Consider the following 17,658-nt stretch of genomic DNA (forward strand, 5'->3'; position numbering starts at 1 on the left):
CTGATCAGGCGATCTTGCTTTGCCGCTGATGCGCCAACTGCTCGGCGCGCAGCAGGATCTCCTGCAGATCGTCCTCGTCGATATCGAACAGATCCCCCTCCATCAGCGCCTCGTGCAGATCGGCGCGGGTGATGGAAACGGCATCGATCGGCAGATTGGCCGGTTTGGCCTCCGCCGGCGCCAGCGCATGCGGGTAGCGTCGCCCGGCCAGGTTATTGAACAGAATGGCCAGCGCCGCCAGCAGCACCGAGTTCAGCAGCACCGGATACAGTACGAAGTCATAGCCCATCTGGTGAATGCCGGGGCCGCCGAGGATGGCGGTCAGCGCCACCGCGCCGCCGGGTGGATGCAGGCAACGCAGCTTGAACATCAGGCCGATGGCCACCGCCGCCGCCGCGCCGCAAGCCAGGCCCGGATCGGGGATCAGCAGACCGGCGCTGACGCCCACCGTTGCCGCCAGCGCATTGCCGCCGACGATCGACCAGGGCTGCGCCAGCGGGCTGTTGGGCACGCCGAACAGCAGAACCGCCGAAGCGCCCATCGGCGCGATAAACCACAGGTTCACCTCGCCCAAAATAAAGTGGCTGATCCAACCGGCGAGCATCAGCCCCAAACCGGCGCCGACGCTGGAAATCAGCATCTCTCGCTTGCCCACCGCCAGCGGGTGCGGCCACAGGCGCGCAACTCCCACTTTTACCCGTTCAATCCACTGCGTCTTCATGTTACCCAATACGGCTCAATTCACTTGTTGGCAACAAATATATCACATCATCCTGAAGGAACTCACGGCGCCGTAAACCGCGCCGCCCAAGAACTTTTAGCTAACAGATTGATTTTTAGCCTCCCCTCGACAATGATGAATGTTCCCCCTTTAACCCCGAGGAACCGCCGATGTCTCAACCGATCACCGAGCTTTATACCGACAGTGAATTTTTCAGCCCGTACGCCATGTCCGCCTTTGTCGTGCTGACGGAAAAAGGCATTCCGTTCACCGTGAAGCCGGTGGATCTGGCGAAGGAAGAGAACAAAGAGGCGGCCTACGCGGCGCTGTCGCTCACCCGCCGGGTGCCGACGCTGGCGATCGGCGAATTCCAGCTCTCGGAGTCTTCGGCGATCGCCGAATACCTGGAAGACATCCACCCGGCCCACGCCGTGTACCCGCGCGACGTGAAGCTGCGTGCCAAAGCGCGCGAGATCCAGGCCTGGCTGCGCAGCGATCTGCTGCCGATCCGCGCCGAGCGTTCGACCGAGGTGGTGTTCAACAACAGCAAGTTCCCGCCGCTGTCCGAAGCCGCGCAAGAGGCCGCGCGCAAGCTGATCGCCGCCGTGGAAAAGCTGCTGAGCCACGGGCAGGATAATCTGTTCAGGGAGTGGTGCATCGCCGACACCGATCTGGCGCTGATGCTTAACCGGCTGGTGATGCACGGCGATCCGGTACCGGAGCGCGTGCGCCACTATGCGCACAAGCAGTGGCAGCGCCCGTCGGTGCAGGCGTGGCTGGCATTGTCGGAAAAACGGCGCGCCTGAAAAAAAATCGGCGGCCACGACGCCGCCGTTCTCAATGCCGAGAAACAACATCACTGCTTGAGGGAAGGCAAATCACCATCCAGAGGGCAGATAGCCTAACAATGAAGCGATGGCGTACACCGCGCTGGCCAGGTACAGCAACACAATGCTGATCTGCAGCAGCGGGTGCGTGATCCAGTTGCACTGCCAGCGCGGGGTTTGGTCGCCGTGTTTGCGCGCGCCGCGCAGGATCAGCATCGGCATGATCGACAGGATCACCCCGCTGAACACCCCGGCGAAGTAGAGCGCGTTGACGAACGACACCAGCCCGCTGTAGGCCAGCACGAACGGCGGCACCACCACCAGCAGCAGCACGCCGAAGCGGCGCAGCGGCAGCTCGTCGTTGCCCAACCGGAACTTGTCGAAAATATTGGTCAGGAAGCTGCCGCCCAATCCCCAGTACGAGGTCAGCATCGCACACAGCGCGAAGATGTTGGCGGAGAAGAACGCCCACTGCCCCAGCGCCTGGCCCCAGGAAATGGTGGCCACGTCGGAGATGTCATCCAGCCCGCTGAGCGCGATCACCGACATCGGCACCGCCGCCAGCAAAATGAAGGTCACCACCATGCCGACGATGATCGCCTTCGGCAACTGCTCCGGCTTGTCGGCGAAGCCGCGCGCCATTTCCGGCACGATGTACTGCGCCGAGAAGCAGAACACCACCACGTTGAACACCGGCACCATATAGCGCCAGTCGCCGTCCAGCAGGTTGCGCATCTGGGTGGTGTCTTTCAGCAGCGTCGCCGCCACCAGGGCGGTCAACATCACCACCATGCCGATGCTGATGAACTTCTCGCCGCGGCCGATCGCTTTCAACCCCAGGTACAGCACGCCGGCGGCGGGCACGAAGAACAGCAGGCTGCCCAGCGCCGGCGAGATACCGAACAGCGATTGCAGCAGCTTGCCGCTGCCGGTCATATAGGCGGTGAGCGCCCCAACGCTGTTGACGCACACCGAAGCGAACATCAGCCAGGCGCCCAGGCCGCCGACGTAGCGCTTCGCCAGCCCGCTCAGCTGCAGATGCGCGCGGGTGCGCAACGTAGATTCGGCAACGTACAGCATGGTGATGGTGGTCAGGCTCCCCACCAGCACCAGCCAAAACAGCAGCGGCAGGAAACCGGCCTTGCTGGAGGCGTAGGCGATGGAGAGTACGCCGGCGCCGATGTTGGTGCCGACGATCATCGCCACCCCTTCGAGGAAACTTAACGATTTGGCGGGTGCAGGTGCTCGCACCCCGGCGGCAAGCGCCGGAGAAACAGAGATATTATCAGACATGCATCATCCTTTATCGCCCGGCGACGCTGGCCGCCGGGATGGGTTAACGTCCTGACGCTCAACAGCTCACATCGATACACAGGTATTTCAGCTCCAGATATTCTTCTATCCCGTAGCGCGATCCTTCACGCCCGAGCCCTGACTGTTTCACGCCGCCGAACGGCGCCACTTCGTTGGAAATCAGCCCGGTGTTGATGCCGACCATGCCGTACTCCAGCGCCTCCGGCACGCGCCACTGGCGCGCGGCGTTCTGCGTGAACAGGTAGGCGGCCAGGCCGAATTCGGTGTCGTTGGCCATGGCGATGGCTTCCGCCTCGTCATGGAAGCGGAACAGCGGCGCCACCGGCCCGAAGGTTTCTTCTTTGGCGAAGCGCATCTTCTGCGTCACGCCGGTCACCACCGTCGGCTGGAAGAAAGTGCCGCCGAGCGCGTGCGGCTGGCCGCCGGTGGCGATCTGTGCCCCTTTGATCAGCGCGTCGTCGATATGGCTCTGCACCTTCGCTACCGCATCGCTGTCGATCAGCGGCCCCTGGGTGGTGCCTTCCTGGCTGCCGTCGCCGACGTTCAACTGCTCGACCGCCGCCACCAGTTTATCCGCCAGCCGCTCGTAGATGCCGTCCTGCACGTAGATGCGGTTGGCGCAGACGCAGGTCTGGCCGCTGTTGCGGAACTTGGAGGCCATGATGCCCGCCACCGCCGCGTCCAGATTGGCGTCGTCGAACACGATGACCGGCGCATTGCCGCCCAGTTCCAGCGACAGTTTCTTGATGCTCGGTGCGCACTGCGCCATCAGGATGCGGCCGACCTCGGTCGAGCCGGTAAAGCTCAGCTTGCGCACCACCGGGCTGTCGCACAGCACCTTGCCCACCTGCGCCGCTTCGCCGGTCACCACCTGCAAAACGCCGGCGGGAATGCCGGCGTCCTGCGCCAGCTTGGCCAGAGCCAGCGCGGTCAGCGGCGTTTGCTCGGCCGGTTTGACGATGATGGCGCAACCGGCCGCCAGCGCTGGCGCCACCTTGCGGGTGATCATCGCCGCCGGGAAATTCCACGGGGTGATGGCCGCGCACACGCCGATCGGCTGCTTCACCACCACCAGGCGCTGCGAAGCCTGCGGCGCCTGCAATACCGCGCCGTCCACCCGCTTGGCCTCTTCGGCGAACCAGGTGATGAACGACGCGGCGTACGCCACTTCGCCGCGCGCTTCCGCCAGCGATTTGCCCTGCTCGGCGGTCATCAGCTGCGCCAGATCTTCCTGCGCGGCCAACACCTTGTCGGCCCAGGCCAACAGCAGCGCAGAACGCTGCTTGGCGGTCAGCTGTTTCCAGTCATTTTGCGCCCGCTGCGCCGCCGCGATCGCCTGCTGGGTTTCCTCTTCGCTGACCAGCGGAATGCTGGCCAGTTCGGCACCGGTGGCCGGATTGATCACCGCTTCGCGTTTGCCGCTCAGGGCATCGCACCATTCGCCGTTGATCAGACACTGGCTGCGCAGCAGCTCGGGATTGTTCAATTTCATGCCGTTCGCTCCTTAGTGGGCCAGCGCGCGGGACAGAATGCCCATCGCCTTGGTGAACTGATCGTCCGGGATGGTCAGCGGGTAGAGGAAGCGGATCACGTTGCCGTTCACGCCGCAGCTCAGCAGCAGCAGCCCTTCCGCCATCGCCTTCTGCTGCACCTGACGGGTGATATCGGCTGAAGGTTTACCGGTAGCCGGATCGTTGAACTCCACCGCCACCATCGATCCCTGCGCGCGCACATCGGCGATCGCCGGGCTGGTTTTGCGCGCCTGCTGCAACACTTCCACCAGGTGCTGACCCAAGCGCTGAGCGCGCTGGCACAGCTGCTCTTCGTCGATCACGTCCAGCACCGCGTGCGCGGCGGCCACCGCCAGCGGGTTACCGGCGTAGGTGCCGCCCAGCCCGCCCGGCGCCGGCGCGTCCATCACCTCGGCGCGGCCCGCCACCGCCGACAGCGGCATGCCGCCCGCCAGGCTTTTCGCCATAGTGATCAAATCGGGCTTAACGCTGTAGTGCTCCATGGCGAACAGCTTGCCGGTACGGGCGAAGCCGGTCTGCACTTCGTCGGCGATCAGCAGGATGCCGTGCTGGTCGCACAGCGCGCGCAGCGCCTGCATGAAATCGGCCGGCGCCACGTTGAAACCGCCCTCGCCCTGCACCGGCTCCAGCACAATGGCCGCCACCTGCTTGGGATCGATATCCGCTTTAAACAGGCGATCCAGGCTGTTCATCGCGTCTTCGGTGGTCACGCCGTACAGCGCGTTCGGGTACTGGCCGTGGAACACCGAGCCGGGGAATGGGCCAAAGCCCAGTTTGTAAGGCGCCACTTTGCCGGTCAGCGCCATGGTCATATAGGTGCGGCCGTGGAAGCCGCCGCCGAAGGTGATCAAGCCCGGACGGCCGGTGTAAGCGCGGGCGATCTTCACCGCGTTTTCCACCGCTTCCGCGCCGGTGGTGAAGAAAGCGGTTTTACACGGACCGGCGATCGGCGCGCGCTGGTTGATGCGCTCCGCCAACGAGACATAGCTTTCGTAAGGAACGATCTGATAGGCGGTGTGGGTGAAGGCCTGCAGCTGCTTTTCAATTGCGGCGATCACTTTCGGGTGGCGATGCCCGGTGTTCAGCACGGCGATCCCCGAAGCGAAGTCGATCACTTCTTTGCCTTCCACATCCCACAGCGTGGCGTTCTCTGCGCGCTCGGCGTAAAAACCACACATCACGCCCACTCCGCGCGGGGTGGCGTCCTGACGGCGTTGGTTCAATTCTGCGTTTTTCATGCTGTTCTCTCCGGTCGGTGCCAGTTACACGTTTCGTTCACATTCGTGAAACAATGCCGTTTATTTACACAGGATGTGGCCCTATAATCGAGTGCCAGTTACGAATAATTGAGGGATCCAATTGCGCTCATTGAGTGGTGATCTGTTGCTGCAGCGCCTCGGCGAACAGCCCGATGACAAGCTGCACAAGCGGCTTTACAACGCGATCCGCACCAGCATTCTCGACGGCAGCCTGCCGCCCTCCAGCCGCCTACCCGCCTCGCGCGATCTGGCGCAGGAGCTCAGCCTGTCCCGCAACACCGTATTAACCGTTTATGAACAACTGCTGGCGGAAGGCTACGTATCGGCGCGCGCCGGCAGCGGCACCTTCGTCGCCGACACGGTGCCGGACAGCTGCCTATCCACCGGCGGCGCTCCGGCGGACGGCAGCGGGCAACCGCGGCGCGTCGAACTGTCGGAGCGCGGCGCCACGCTGCTGCACCACGCCAGCGCCAGCCCCAAACAGTGGGGGGCATTCATTCCCGGCGTCCCCGACGTCAACGCCTTTCCCCATCAGCTGTTCAGCAAGATCCAGGCGCGCCTCAGCCGCCGCCCGGCGCCGCAGCGGCTGACCTACAGCAATCAGGGCGGCAGCCCGGAGCTGCAGCATGCGTTGGTGGAGTATTTACGGGTGGCGCGCTCGGTGCGCTGCTCGCCGGAACAGATCCTGATCACTGAAGGCATCCATCAGGCGATCGATCTGGTGACGCGCATGTTGTGCAATCCGGGGGATGACGCCTGGATCGAAGAACCGGGCTATTGGGGGATCCGCAATATCCTGCGCATCAATGCGTTGAACATCTGCCCGCTGGCGGTGGACGAGGCCGGGCTGGTGCCGCCGGAGCAGCCAACGACGCCACCCCGCCTGATTTTCGTCACCCCGTCGCACCAGTATCCGCTCGGCTCGGTGATGAGCCTGGCGCGCCGCCAACGGCTGCTGGCGCTGGCGCGCAACGCCGGCGGCTGGATCGTCGAGGACGACTACGACAGCGAATTCCGCTTTTCCGGCCAACCGATCCCGGCGCTGCAAGGGCTGGAGGCCGACGCGCCGGTGATCTACATCGGCACCTTCAGCAAAACGCTCTACCCGGCGCTGCGCCTCGGCTATGTGGTATTGCCGCCGCCGCTGGTGCAGCCGCTGAAAACCGCCCACGCCGAGCTGTATCGCGGCGGGCACCTGCTGATCCAGAGCGCGCTGGCGGAATTCATCCAAGAGGGGCACTACACCGCGCACATCCGCCGCATGCGGCTGCTGTACGCCCGGCGGCGCGCCTTCCTGACCGGCCTGATCGAACAGCACCTCGGCAAACAGGCGCTCAGCGAATTCAACAGCAACGCCGGATTGCACCTGATCCTCAACCTGCCGGACGAGGCCGACGACGTGGCGATCGCCGCCGCCGCCGGCGCGCAGGGGGTGCTGGTGCGGCCGCTGTCGCGCTACTACATGCTGCCCAACCGCCGGCGCGGCCTGCTGATGGGGTTTGCCTGCGTGCCGGAAGAACAGATGGCCGCGGCCTTCACCCAGTTGCTGGCGTGCATCAACGTACCTGCAATAAAAAAGGCGGCTCCTTAAGGTCGCCTACGCATTACCAGGCCTGAAGCCGCCAGCCATCCGCCTGCCGGTGCAGGCGGTGCGTCGGCCGCAGCGCCTGCAGGAAGTCTTCGTCGTGCGACACCACCAGCATCGCGCCGGGGAAATCCGCCAGCGCAGTTTCGATCGCCAACGACGACGCCAGATCCAGGTGGTTGGTCGGCTCGTCGAGCAACAGCAGCTGCGCCGGTTGCTGTCGCCACAGCGCGCAGGCCAACGCCGCCTTGAGCCGTTCACCGCCGCTCAGCGAGCCCAGCGGCAGCGCGATGCGATCTGCGCCAAGCTGCAGCTGCGCCAACCGGGTGCGCAACGCGCCTTCCGCCAGCGGCGAATCCTGCAGCCCCAGATGCTCCATCACCGACAGATTCGGGTCGAGCTGCGACAGGGTTTGATCGAGGTAGGCCGTCGACAGCGGGCAATGACAATGGCCGGAAAGCGCCGTCAGCTGACCGAGAACGGTCTTCAGTAAGGTGGACTTGCCACAGCCGTTGGGGCCGGTCAACGCCACGCGCATCGGGCCGTCGATACGCAGATCGAGCGGCGGCGCGCTGACGAACGGCAGCTGCAGCCGCTCGAGCACCAGCACCTGCTTGTTCGCGCTCACTTCGCTGCCGGGCAGTGCCAGCAACACCGGCTGTTCCTCTTCCACCCGCTGATAGGCTTCGCGCACCGCCGCATCGAGGCTGTCGCGCTGATCCTGATGCTGTTTGCGCAGCGTACCGAGGCTCTCCTTCGCCGCCGACTTGTAGGCCACCCGCTCAAAAGAGGCGATATTCAGCGTATCGACGACGCGCAGCGTTTGCGCCGAGCGCCGCTGGCTCATGTCGTGCTCTTTTTGCTGGCGGGCGCGGGTGCGGCGGCGCTCCTCGCGCGCATGCTCCAGATCGGCGCGCGCCGCCTGCTGTTCCGTGTCGCGCTGGCGCCGGTAGTCATCGTAGTTGCCGCCGTAGCTGCGCAGCGCGCCGGGCGTCAGTTCGACGATGCGCGCCATGCGCGCCAGCAGCTGCCGGTCATGGCTGGCGATCAGCAACCCGCCCCGCCACTGATCCAGCTGCTGATACAGCCAGGCACGCCCGACGCTGTCGAGGTGGTTGGTCGGTTCGTCCAGCAGCAGAAAATCCGCTTCGCCCAGCAACGCGCCGCACAGCGCCGCGCGCATCCGCTCGCCGCCGCTCAGAGAGCTTGCGGATCGCAACGGATCGAAGGCCGGCAGCCCGGCGGCGGCGAAGGCGTTTTGCAGGCGATCGTTGAGATCCCATCGCCCTTCCAGACGATCGATATCGTCCGCCAGCGGCCGCCCCTGCTCGAGACGCGCCAGCGCGGCAAACACCTCGCCATAGCCCAACAGCTGGGCCAGCGTGGTGTCCGCGGCGATCTCCGGCTGCTGCGCAACGTAAGCCAATGCGGCATGGGATTCGACGTGACCGTTACCCGGCCGATCCAACCCGGCGATCAGGCGCAGCAGCTGGGTTTTGCCGACGCCGTTGCGTCCCACCAGGCCACAGCGCTGCCGATCGAAAGCGAGATCCAGCGGGCCGAACAGCGTTTCGCCGTCAGCAAATTGGCAGGTCAGTTGATGTAAAACGAAATAAGGGGACTGCGCAAAATGAGCCATAAGCACTCCTGAATGAGATCAAAACATCCCCACAGGGCGCAAGAGCGCACAGCGTGGGACCAGATATCAACAGGTGTGGGTGTTCATTTTCGGTTATGGCTCCGCAGAGAGAAGGAATTTACAACGCGCAAAGGTTAACCGATCTTTTGTTCGTTATGCAAACAGAGTCTGAGATTCATGACGTCTATCACATTCGGCGCAACGCAGATTCCCAAGCGGCATGACAACGGCTAGATTTATCTCATCCGACCACTTGTGTTCACATAATAATAACAGATGCTCATCCCCAATCGCTTTCAACCTGCAGCTAGGCGGCAAGTTCGGGCGTTCCCAGGAGCTTACTCAAGTAAGTGACTGGGGCGAGCGAACGCAGGCAACAACGCTGCAGGTTGAAAGAGGCGGGGGATGAACGATGGAGAGTGCAATGAGCAATTACCCTCACCTGCTGGCGCCGCTGGATCTCGGCTTCACCACCCTGAAAAACCGGGTGCTGATGGGATCGATGCATACCGGCCTGGAAGAGCTGCCCGACGGCCCGCAGCGCCTGGCCGCGTTCTATGCCGAGCGCGCCGCCGCCGGCGTGGCGCTGATCGTCACCGGCGGCATTGCCCCGAACGAACAGGGCGTGGTGTTTCGCGGCGGTTCGATCCTCAACAGCGAGGCGCAATTGCCTCACCACCGCCCGGTAACCGAGGCCGTCCACCGGGCGGGCGGCAAAATTGCGCTGCAGATCCTGCACACCGGCCGCTACAGCTATCAACCCAAGCTGGTGGCCCCTTCCGCGCTGCAGGCGCCGATCAACCCGTTTACGCCGAGCGCGCTCAGCACGGCAGACATTGAACAGACTATCGCCGACTTCGCCCGCTGCGCGGCGCTGGCGCAGCAGGCCGGCTATGACGGCGTTGAGGTGATGGGATCCGAAGGCTACCTGATCAACCAATTCTTGACGACTCGCACCAATCAGCGCGACGACCAATGGGGCGGCAGCTTCACCAACCGCATGCGGTTCGCCGTCGAGACCGTCAGGGCGGTGCGCCAGGCCGTGGGCCCGGCATTCATTCTGATCTACCGGCTGTCGATGCTCGATCTGGTGGAGGACGGCTCCAGCTGGCAGGAGATCGAACAGCTGGCGCTGGCGGTCGAACAGGCGGGCGCCACGATCATCAATACCGGCATCGGCTGGCACGAAGCACGCATCCCGACCATCGCCACCATGGTGCCGCGCGCCGGATTCAGCTGGGTAACCCGCAAGCTGATGGGCAAGGTCAGCATCCCGCTGATCACCACCAACCGCATCAACGATCCGGCGGTGGCCGAGCAGGTGCTGGCGGACGGCTGTGCCGACATGGTGTCGATGGCGCGCCCGTTCCTTGCCGACGCCGCCTTTGTGCAGAAAGCCGCCGAGGGGCGCGCCGACGAGATCAATACCTGCATCGGCTGCAACCAGGCCTGCCTCGACCAGATATTTGAAGGCAAGCTGACCTCCTGCCTGGTCAACCCGCGCGCCTGCCGCGAAACCGAAATGCCGCTGACGATGGCGGAGAAACCGAAAAAGCTGGCGGTGATCGGCGCCGGCCCCGCCGGGCTGGCGTTTGCCACCACCGCCGCCAGCCGTGGCCATCAGGTGACGCTGTTCGACGCCGCCGAGCAGATCGGCGGCCAGTTCAACATCGCCAAACAAATCCCCGGCAAGGAAGAATTCCATGAAACCCTGCGTTACTTCCGCCGCCAGTTGGCGCTGCGCGAAGTGACGGTCAGGTTGGGCGTCAAGGTCGAGGCGGCGGATTTAAGCGAATTCGACGAAGTGATCCTCGCCTGCGGCATCGTGCCGCGCACCCCGGACATCCCCGGCATCGGGCACGCCAAGGTGCTGAGCTATCTGGACGTACTGCGCGATAAAAAACCGGTCGGCCAGCGGGTGGCGATCATCGGCGCCGGCGGCATCGGCTTCGACACCGCCGAGTACCTTAGCCAGCACGGCATGTCCAGCAGCCTGGATCAGACGGAATTCAACCGCGAATGGGGCATCGATGGTCGCCTTGAGCAACGCGGCGGGCTTGCAGCGCAAGGCCCTCAGGCGCCACGCGCCGCGCGGCAGATCTACCTGTTGCAACGTAAAACCAGCAAGGTAGGCGAAGGCCTGGGGAAAACCACCGGTTGGATCCACCGCGCCAGCCTGGCGATGCGCGGCGTGAAGATGCTCAATAGCGTCAACTATCGGCTGATCGACGATGAAGGGCTGCACATCACCCGCGCCGAGCAGGAAAGTTGCCTGCCGGTGGACACGGTGATCGTCTGCGCCGGGCAGGAACCGCGCCGCGAGCTGCAGCAACCGCTGCTGGCGATGGGGAAAATCGTGCACCTGATCGGCGGCGCCGACGTGGCTGCCGAGCTGGACGCCCGCCGTGCGATCGATCAGGGCACGCGGCTGGCGATGTCACTGTAAAAAAGGGGCGCCCGGCGCCCCTGGTTATTCACGCTCAGCGACGCGCGCCGGATTTCACCGCTTTCAGGATCACGAACTTCTTGTTCGAGGCCACCAGCGTGCAGTTGCCGAACAGGCGCTTGAGTTTCTGATGATAGTCGAGGTGACGGTTGCCGACGATGCGCAATTCGCCACCCACCTGCAGGCAGCGCTTGGCGTCGCAGAACATCTGCCAGGCGGTGTGATCGGTAATGGCGTGTTGCTGGTGGAACGGTGGGTTGCACAGCACCGCCTGCACGCTTTCACGCTCGATGCCCGCCAGCGCGTTGTTCACCTCAAACTGACAGCGATCCAGCTCTTGTGGCAGATTGTGCTCCACATTCAGCTCGCTGGAGGCCACCGCCATGTAAGATTCATCGACGAAGGTCACCTGCGCTTCCGGGTTTTGCGCCAGCGCCGCCAGGCCAATCACGCCGTTGCCGCAGCCCAGATCGACGATATGGCCGTTCAGGCCACGCGGCAGGTGATCCAGGAACAGGCGCGCGCCGATATCCAGGCTGCCGCGCGAGAAGACGTTGGCGTGGTTGTGGATCAGCCAATCGGTGCCGTCCAGCGTCCAGTTGGTGGTTTCCGCCGCCGCCGGCGGGACGATGTCCGCCGCCTGGCAGAAGATCAGGCGCGCCTTCTTCCACGCCAGGCTGGTGCGCGTCGGGCCCAGCACCTTTTCGAACAGCTGCATCGTCGAGGTATGCACATCGCGCGCTTTAGCGCCGGCGACGATCAGCGTGTCTTCGGTCACAACGTGGCGCAGCGCGCGCAGCTGCTGTTCCAGCAGCGCCAGCGCTTTCGGCACGCGAATCAGCACCACCGCCGGCGCCGCCGGCAGCTCGGCGAGGCTGTCCAACAGCGTGACCTGCTCAGGATCCAGACCGTTGAGCTTGAGGTTGTGACGCGTCGCCAGCTGGCTCATGTACGAGTCGCTGACGCTGTAAGGGCGATGCGCGTGCAGCGCACAGGCCAGGGTGCCGAAGTTATCGTTGAAAATCAGCACCGGGCGTCCGCCGATATCTACGTTTTCAAGCTGTTGCAGCAGATATTCATCCGCCGCTTCCCACGCCTGCAACTGGGTGGATTCTTCCTGTTGGGGATAACGCTCCAGCTCAAGTTGCTGTGTTCCCAGATCGAGTTGGCTCATTGCCCCTCCTGACTGATAAAATTTGGGCTGTTTATCCCCTAAAAACGCCCGTCAGTAAAATGTTTTTTCGGATAAATTGCGTATGTCAGGATTTGAGCGAAAAAACAGCATAGAATGACCGGCTGAATGGCCGTTGATACGGAACAAGAATGTCTGAATTGACCTACCTGCAAGGCTACCCAACGCATCTGCAAAGCCAGGTGCAACAACTGATCCATCAGAATCGGCTGGGGGACGTGCTGCTGCAGCGCTATCCGCAGGTGCACGACTGCACGACCGACAAATCGCTGTATCAGTTTACCGTCGATCTGAAAAACCAGTATCTGCGCAACGCCCAGCCGCTGAGCAAGGTGGCCTACGACAGCAAGATCCACGTCATGAAGCACGCGCTCGGCCTGCATACCGCTATCTCGCGCGTGCAGGGCGGCAAGCTGAAGGCCAAGGCGGAAATCCGCGTGGCGACGGTGTTCAAGGTCGCGCCCGAACCGTTCCTGCGCATGATCGTGGTGCATGAGCTGGCGCACCTGAAAGAGAAAGATCACAACAAGGCATTCTACAGTCTGTGCTGCCATATGGAGCCGGATTACCACCAGTTGGAATTCGATACCCGGCTGTATCTGACGCACCTTTCGCTGTTCGGCGAGCTGTATGCATAGCGAGTGAGGGCGTGATAATCTGCGGTTTTAAGCTTGGACCGGAGCTCGCCATGATTCGCTTTGCCGTCGTCGGCACCAACTGGATTACGGAACGTTTTATCGATGCCGCCCATGAAAGCGACAAACTCAAGTTGAGCGCCGTGTATTCACGCTCGCTGGAACAGGCGCAGGCGTTTGGCGCCAACTATCAGGTCACGCAGTTTTTCGACTCTCTCGAGGCGATGGCCCAGTCCGACGCCATAGACGCGGTGTATATCGCCAGCCCCAATTCCCTGCACTGCCCGCAATCGCTGCTGTTCCTGCGCCATAAAAAGCACGTGATCTGCGAAAAACCGCTGGCCTCCAACCAGCGCGAAGCGGAACAGCTGGTAGCCTGCGCGCGGGAAAATCAGGTGGTGCTGTTCGAGGCGTTCAAAAGCGCCTATCTGCCGAATTTTCTGGCGCTGCAACAGGCATTGCCGAAAATCGGCCGGCTGCGCAAAGCCTTCATCAACTACTGCCAATACTCTTCGCGCTACCCGCGCTACCTGGCCGGCGAGAACCCCAACACCTTTAATCCACAGTTCTCCAACGGCTCCATCATGGACATCGGCTACTACTGCCTGGCCAGCGCGGTGGCGCTGTTCGGCGCGCCGCAGTCGGTGCTCGCCAGCGCCACGCTGCTCGATACCGGCGTGGACGCCCACGGCACCGTCTGCCTGAACTACGGCGATTTCGACGTCACGCTTTCCCATTCCAAGGTCAGCGACTCGGCGATCCCCAGCGAGATCCAGGGGGAGGAAGGCACGCTGATTATCGACAAGATTTCCGAGTGCCAGGGCGTGGCGCTGACGCCGCGCGGCGGCAACCGCCAGGATCTGGGCCAGCCGCAGCACATCAACACCATGCTGTATGAGGCGCTGGCCTTCGCCGAGTTGGTTGAGAAGCGTCAGGTGGAACATCCAGGGCTGGAGAATTCGCTGATCGTCGCCCGCCTGCTGACCGACATCCGCCGCCAGACCGGCATCGTCTTCCCCGCCGACGGAGAATGAGATGAAACCGCTGCTCGTGATGCAAACCGGCGACGCGCCGCAGGCCATTCGTCAGGAATTGGCCAACTTTGAAGGCATGTTTCTGCAACAGGGCAACATCGACGCCGAACGCGCGCACATCGTGCATCTGCCCGCCGGCGAGCGGCCGTTGCCGCCGGCCGCCTATTGCGGCGTGGTCATCACCGGCTCGCCGGCGATGGTGACCGAACGGCTGCCGTGGAGCGAGGCGGCGGCCGAGTGGCTGCGCCAGGCGATGGCGATCAAACTGCCGCTGTTCGGCGTCTGCTACGGCCACCAGCTGTTGGCCTACGCGCTCGGCGGCGAAGTGGGCTACCACCCGCAGGGCATGGAGGTCGGCACGCTGGAGATCGAACTGCTGCCCGCCGCGGCCGAAGACCGGCGGCTCGCCCTGCTGCCGCCGCGCTTCAAAGCCAACCTGATCCACTCGCAGAGCGTGCTGACGCCGCCCGTCGGCGCGCAGACGCTGGCGCGTTCGCAGCAGGATGCGCACCAGATCCTGCGCTATGGCGATCATGCCCTGACCACCCAGTTCCACCCGGAATTCAACGGCGCGGTGATGAGCCAGTATCTGCAGTGGCTCGGCGAGCTGCATCCCGAGCAGCAAGCGCGCTACCACCAGCAACAACAACAGGTTAGCGGCACGCCGTTCAGCCGCCTGCTGCTGCAGGGATTCGTCGTCAGCCTCGGCGCGCAAAAAGCGATGGCCGGCTAACGCGATTCACGTTGACCGCCGACACATTTTGCATTACTTTCTGCTCTGCAAAGGGGAGTAACTTCATTGCCGGTCAATCGTCATTACGATGCGCAAGCATCCGGTTACCGGGCAACCTGATGTCAAAGGTGTAATCACCTTCATCAACGTTGTAAGTGAGACCTTGCCGGAAGGCGAGGTTTGCTTGCAGCGTTCACAGAGCGGCTGGCGTCTTCCGACGTTGGCCGTTTTTGTTTTTGAAGGATACCTCTGATGATGAATTCCGTTGGCACACCGTGGTTATGGGGCAGCTTCGCCGCCGTCATAGTCGTGATGCTCGCAATCGATCTCCTGTTGCAGGGCCGTAAAGGCGCGCACACCATGACCCTGAAGCAGGCCGCCAGCTGGTCGCTGGTGTGGGTCAGCCTCTCTCTGCTGTTCAATTTCGGTTTCTGGTACTACCTGAATGAAACCGCCGGGCGCGCCGTCGCCGATACCCAGGCGCTGGCCTTCCTGACCGGCTACCTGATCGAAAAAGCGCTGGCGGTGGATAACGTGTTCGTCTGGCTGATGCTGTTCAGCTACTTCGCCGTGCCGGCCAACCTGCAACGGCGGGTGCTGATCTACGGCGTGCTGGGCGCGATCGTGCTACGCACCATCATGATCTTCGCCGGCAGCTGGCTGGTCAGCCAGTTCCAGTGGCTGCTGTATCTGTTCGGCGCTTTCCTGCTGTTCACCGGTATCAAGATGGCGCTGGCGAAGGAAGATGATTCGGCGATCGGCGACAAGCCGCTGGTGAAATGGCTGCGCAGCCGCCTGCGCATGACCGACAGCCTGGAAGGCGAGCGTTTCTTCGTGCGCCGCAACGGCATCCTGTTCGCCACCCCGCTGGTGCTGGTGCTGATCCTGGTGGAACTGAGCGACGTGATTTTCGCGGTGGACAGCATTCCGGCGATCTTCGCCGTGACCACCGACCCATTCATCGTGCTGACCTCTAACCTGTTCGCCATCATGGGCCTGCGCGCCATGTACTTCCTGCTGGCCAACGTGGCGGAACGTTTCTCGATGCTGAAATACGGCCTGTCGGTGATCCTGGTGTTTATCGGTATCAAGATGCTGATTATCGACTTCTTCCACATCCCGATCGGCATCTCGCTCGGCGTGGTGGCGGGCATCCTGACGCTCACTTTGCTGATCAACGCCTGGGTCAATCGCCGCAACGATCGCCTGGCGAAGAAATAACCATAATCTGTTATCCGGGGCGCTAGTCGCCCCGCGATTGTTTGGCAATTCCCCCAAAACGCCAAACGTTATTGCGATCACACAAATGTAACCAGTATGTTATCAAGTGTTGATCCGCGCTCAGAATTTCACCCTCGCCTCTTTCCAACCTCATTCGATTGCTGAATACTAATTCGGCAAACACACTTAGTTACAGAATCATATAAAGCTGCCCGACGTCGTTCCCGCCGTGGCGGCCAGATAACATCAGGAAGAAAGCACTATGCAAAAACTATTACAAAGGATCACGCAGGGTAGCCTGGTCAAACAAATCATGGTCGGCCTGGTGGCCGGCATTCTGGTGGCGCTGGTTTCGCCGGCGGCCGCTGCAGCCGTCGGCCTGCTCGGTTCCCTGTTCGTCGGCGCGCTGAAAGCGGTGGCGCCGGTGCTGGTGCTGATTCTGGTGATGGCCTCGATCGCCAACCATAAACAGGGGCAGAAGACCAACATTCGCCCGATCCTGTTCCTCTACCTGCTGGGCACCTTTGCCGCCGCGCTGGTGGCGGTCGTCGTCAGCTTTATCTTCCCTTCTACGCTGGCGCTGACCACCGGCGCGACGGACATTACCCCGCCGGGCGGCATTGTGGAGGTGATGAAGGGTCTGTTGATGAGCGTGGTGGCCAACCCGTTCCATGCGCTGATTAACGCCAACTACATCGGTATTCTGGCGTGGGCCGTCGGGCTGGGGCTGGCGCTGCGCCACGCTTCCGAAACCACTAAAGGGCTGATCAACGACATGTCCCATGCGGTTACGCTGGTGGTGCGAGCGGTGATCCGCTGTGCGCCGCTTGGCATCTTCGGCCTGGTGGCTTCCACGCTGGCGGAAACCGGCTTCGGTGTGCTGTGGGGCTACGCCCAGTTGCTGATGGTGCTGCTCGGCTGCATGTTGCTGGTGGCGCTGGTACTCAACCCGCTGATCGTTTACTGGAAAATCCGCCGCAATCCGTATCCGCTGGTGTTCGCCTGCCTGCGCGAGAGCGGCGTGACCGCCTTCTTCACCCGCAGCTCAGCCGCCAACATTCCGGTGAACATGGAGCTGTGCAAGAAGCTGAACCTGAATGAGGACACCTACTCGGTTTCCATCCCGCTGGGCGCCACCATCAACATGGCCGGCGCGGCGATCACCATCACCGTGCTGACGCTGGCGGCGGTGAACACGCTGGGCATCGCGGTGGACGTCCCGACCGCTCTGCTGCTGAGCGTGGTGGCCGCCCTGTGCGCCTGTGGCGCCTCCGGCGTGGCCGGCGGCTCGCTGTTGCTGATCCCGCTGGCGTGCAACATGTTCGGCATTCCGAACGACGTGGCGATGCAGGTGGTGGCGGTCGGCTTTATTATCGGCGTGCTGCAGGATTCGGCGGAAACCGCCCTCAACTCCTCCACCGACGTGCTGTTCACCGCCGCCGCCTGCCAGGCGGAAGATCAACGGCTGGCGAACGAAGACCCGCTGAAGGTGCGTTAATCGCAAGTTGCTTCATAAAAAG

14 protein-coding genes are annotated in these 17,658 nt (G+C 62.9%); 8 read left to right on the forward strand and 6 right to left on the reverse strand.

Annotation, left to right across the window (positions count from 1 at the left end):
* Positions 1 to 4: 4 nt before the first annotated feature.
* Positions 5 to 721 (reverse strand): HPP family protein, encoded by a 717-nt coding sequence (locus ACSJLU_RS21720; protein ID WP_025304335.1) that lies wholly within the window; start codon positions 719 to 721, stop codon positions 5 to 7.
* Between the two features lie 170 nt (positions 722 to 891).
* Here ACSJLU_RS21720 and yfcF point away from each other — a divergent pair, with 170 nt between their 5' ends.
* Entirely contained in the window at positions 892 to 1,527 is a 636-nt protein-coding gene (gene yfcF / locus ACSJLU_RS21725; RefSeq protein WP_127146322.1) for a glutathione transferase, read from the forward strand.
* Positions 1,528 to 1,599: 72 nt separating this feature from the next.
* On the opposite strand, the gene ACSJLU_RS21730 is transcribed toward yfcF, so the two are convergent.
* The 3 genes from ACSJLU_RS21730 to ACSJLU_RS21740 are packed head-to-tail and all read right to left on the reverse strand — an operon-like array spanning position 1,600 to position 5,632.
* Positions 1,600 to 2,841, reverse strand: a complete 1,242-nt coding sequence (locus tag ACSJLU_RS21730; protein ID WP_042785408.1) for an aromatic amino acid transport family protein — start codon at positions 2,839 to 2,841, stop codon at positions 1,600 to 1,602.
* A gap of 58 nt (positions 2,842 to 2,899) precedes the next feature.
* Positions 2,900 to 4,354: an NAD-dependent succinate-semialdehyde dehydrogenase gene (locus ACSJLU_RS21735; protein ID WP_342096566.1), complete on the reverse strand. Its 1,455-nt coding sequence runs from the start codon at positions 4,352 to 4,354 to the stop codon at positions 2,900 to 2,902.
* Positions 4,355 to 4,366: 12 nt separating this feature from the next.
* Entirely contained in the window at positions 4,367 to 5,632 is a 1,266-nt protein-coding gene (locus tag ACSJLU_RS21740) for a 4-aminobutyrate--2-oxoglutarate transaminase (protein WP_049208350.1), read from the reverse strand.
* 121 nt (positions 5,633 to 5,753) lie between these two features.
* On the opposite strand from ACSJLU_RS21740, the gene ACSJLU_RS21745 reads away from it, so the two are divergent.
* Entirely contained in the window at positions 5,754 to 7,244 is a 1,491-nt protein-coding gene (locus ACSJLU_RS21745; RefSeq protein WP_049204393.1) for a PLP-dependent aminotransferase family protein, read from the forward strand.
* Positions 7,245 to 7,257: 13 nt separating this feature from the next.
* On the opposite strand, the gene ACSJLU_RS21750 is transcribed toward ACSJLU_RS21745, so the two are convergent.
* Positions 7,258 to 8,877 (reverse strand): ABC-F family ATP-binding cassette domain-containing protein, encoded by a 1,620-nt coding sequence (locus tag ACSJLU_RS21750; RefSeq protein WP_238968727.1) that lies wholly within the window; start codon positions 8,875 to 8,877, stop codon positions 7,258 to 7,260.
* A 424-nt stretch (positions 8,878 to 9,301) separates the two neighbouring features.
* Between ACSJLU_RS21750 and ACSJLU_RS21755 the strand changes: the two genes are divergently transcribed.
* Complete coding sequence (locus ACSJLU_RS21755; protein WP_342096565.1) at positions 9,302 to 11,323, forward strand: NADPH-dependent 2,4-dienoyl-CoA reductase; 2,022 nt, start codon at positions 9,302 to 9,304, stop codon at positions 11,321 to 11,323.
* 34 nt (positions 11,324 to 11,357) lie between these two features.
* On the opposite strand, the gene rlmG is transcribed toward ACSJLU_RS21755, so the two are convergent.
* Positions 11,358 to 12,497, reverse strand: a complete 1,140-nt coding sequence (gene rlmG / locus ACSJLU_RS21760) for a 23S rRNA (guanine(1835)-N(2))-methyltransferase RlmG (RefSeq protein ID WP_043142033.1) — start codon at positions 12,495 to 12,497, stop codon at positions 11,358 to 11,360.
* 149 nt (positions 12,498 to 12,646) lie between these two features.
* On the opposite strand from rlmG, the gene ACSJLU_RS21765 reads away from it, so the two are divergent.
* The 5 genes from ACSJLU_RS21765 to sstT all read left to right on the forward strand — a co-directional run bounded on the left by ACSJLU_RS21765 (position 12,647) and on the right by sstT (position 17,636).
* Positions 12,647 to 13,153, forward strand: a complete 507-nt coding sequence (locus ACSJLU_RS21765; protein ID WP_004937154.1) for a M48 metallopeptidase family protein — start codon at positions 12,647 to 12,649, stop codon at positions 13,151 to 13,153.
* Between the two features lie 50 nt (positions 13,154 to 13,203).
* The gene (locus ACSJLU_RS21770; protein ID WP_439041041.1) at positions 13,204 to 14,184 is read left to right on the forward strand and encodes a Gfo/Idh/MocA family protein; all 981 of its coding nucleotides are present in this window, start codon (positions 13,204 to 13,206) and stop codon (positions 14,182 to 14,184) included.
* A gap of 1 nt (position 14,185) precedes the next feature.
* Entirely contained in the window at positions 14,186 to 14,917 is a 732-nt protein-coding gene (locus ACSJLU_RS21775; protein WP_380826323.1) for a glutamine amidotransferase, read from the forward strand.
* Positions 14,918 to 15,169: 252 nt separating this feature from the next.
* Positions 15,170 to 16,138, forward strand: coding sequence for a TerC family protein (locus tag ACSJLU_RS21780; protein ID WP_025304345.1), 969 nt, complete (start codon positions 15,170 to 15,172; stop codon positions 16,136 to 16,138).
* A gap of 262 nt (positions 16,139 to 16,400) precedes the next feature.
* Positions 16,401 to 17,636 (forward strand): serine/threonine transporter SstT, encoded by a 1,236-nt coding sequence (gene sstT, locus ACSJLU_RS21785; RefSeq protein ID WP_025304346.1) that lies wholly within the window; start codon positions 16,401 to 16,403, stop codon positions 17,634 to 17,636.
* Positions 17,637 to 17,658 lie beyond the last annotated feature (22 nt).

It is taken from the genome of Serratia bockelmannii, from assembly GCF_051803255.1.
Classification (GTDB): domain Bacteria; phylum Pseudomonadota; class Gammaproteobacteria; order Enterobacterales; family Enterobacteriaceae; genus Serratia; species Serratia bockelmannii.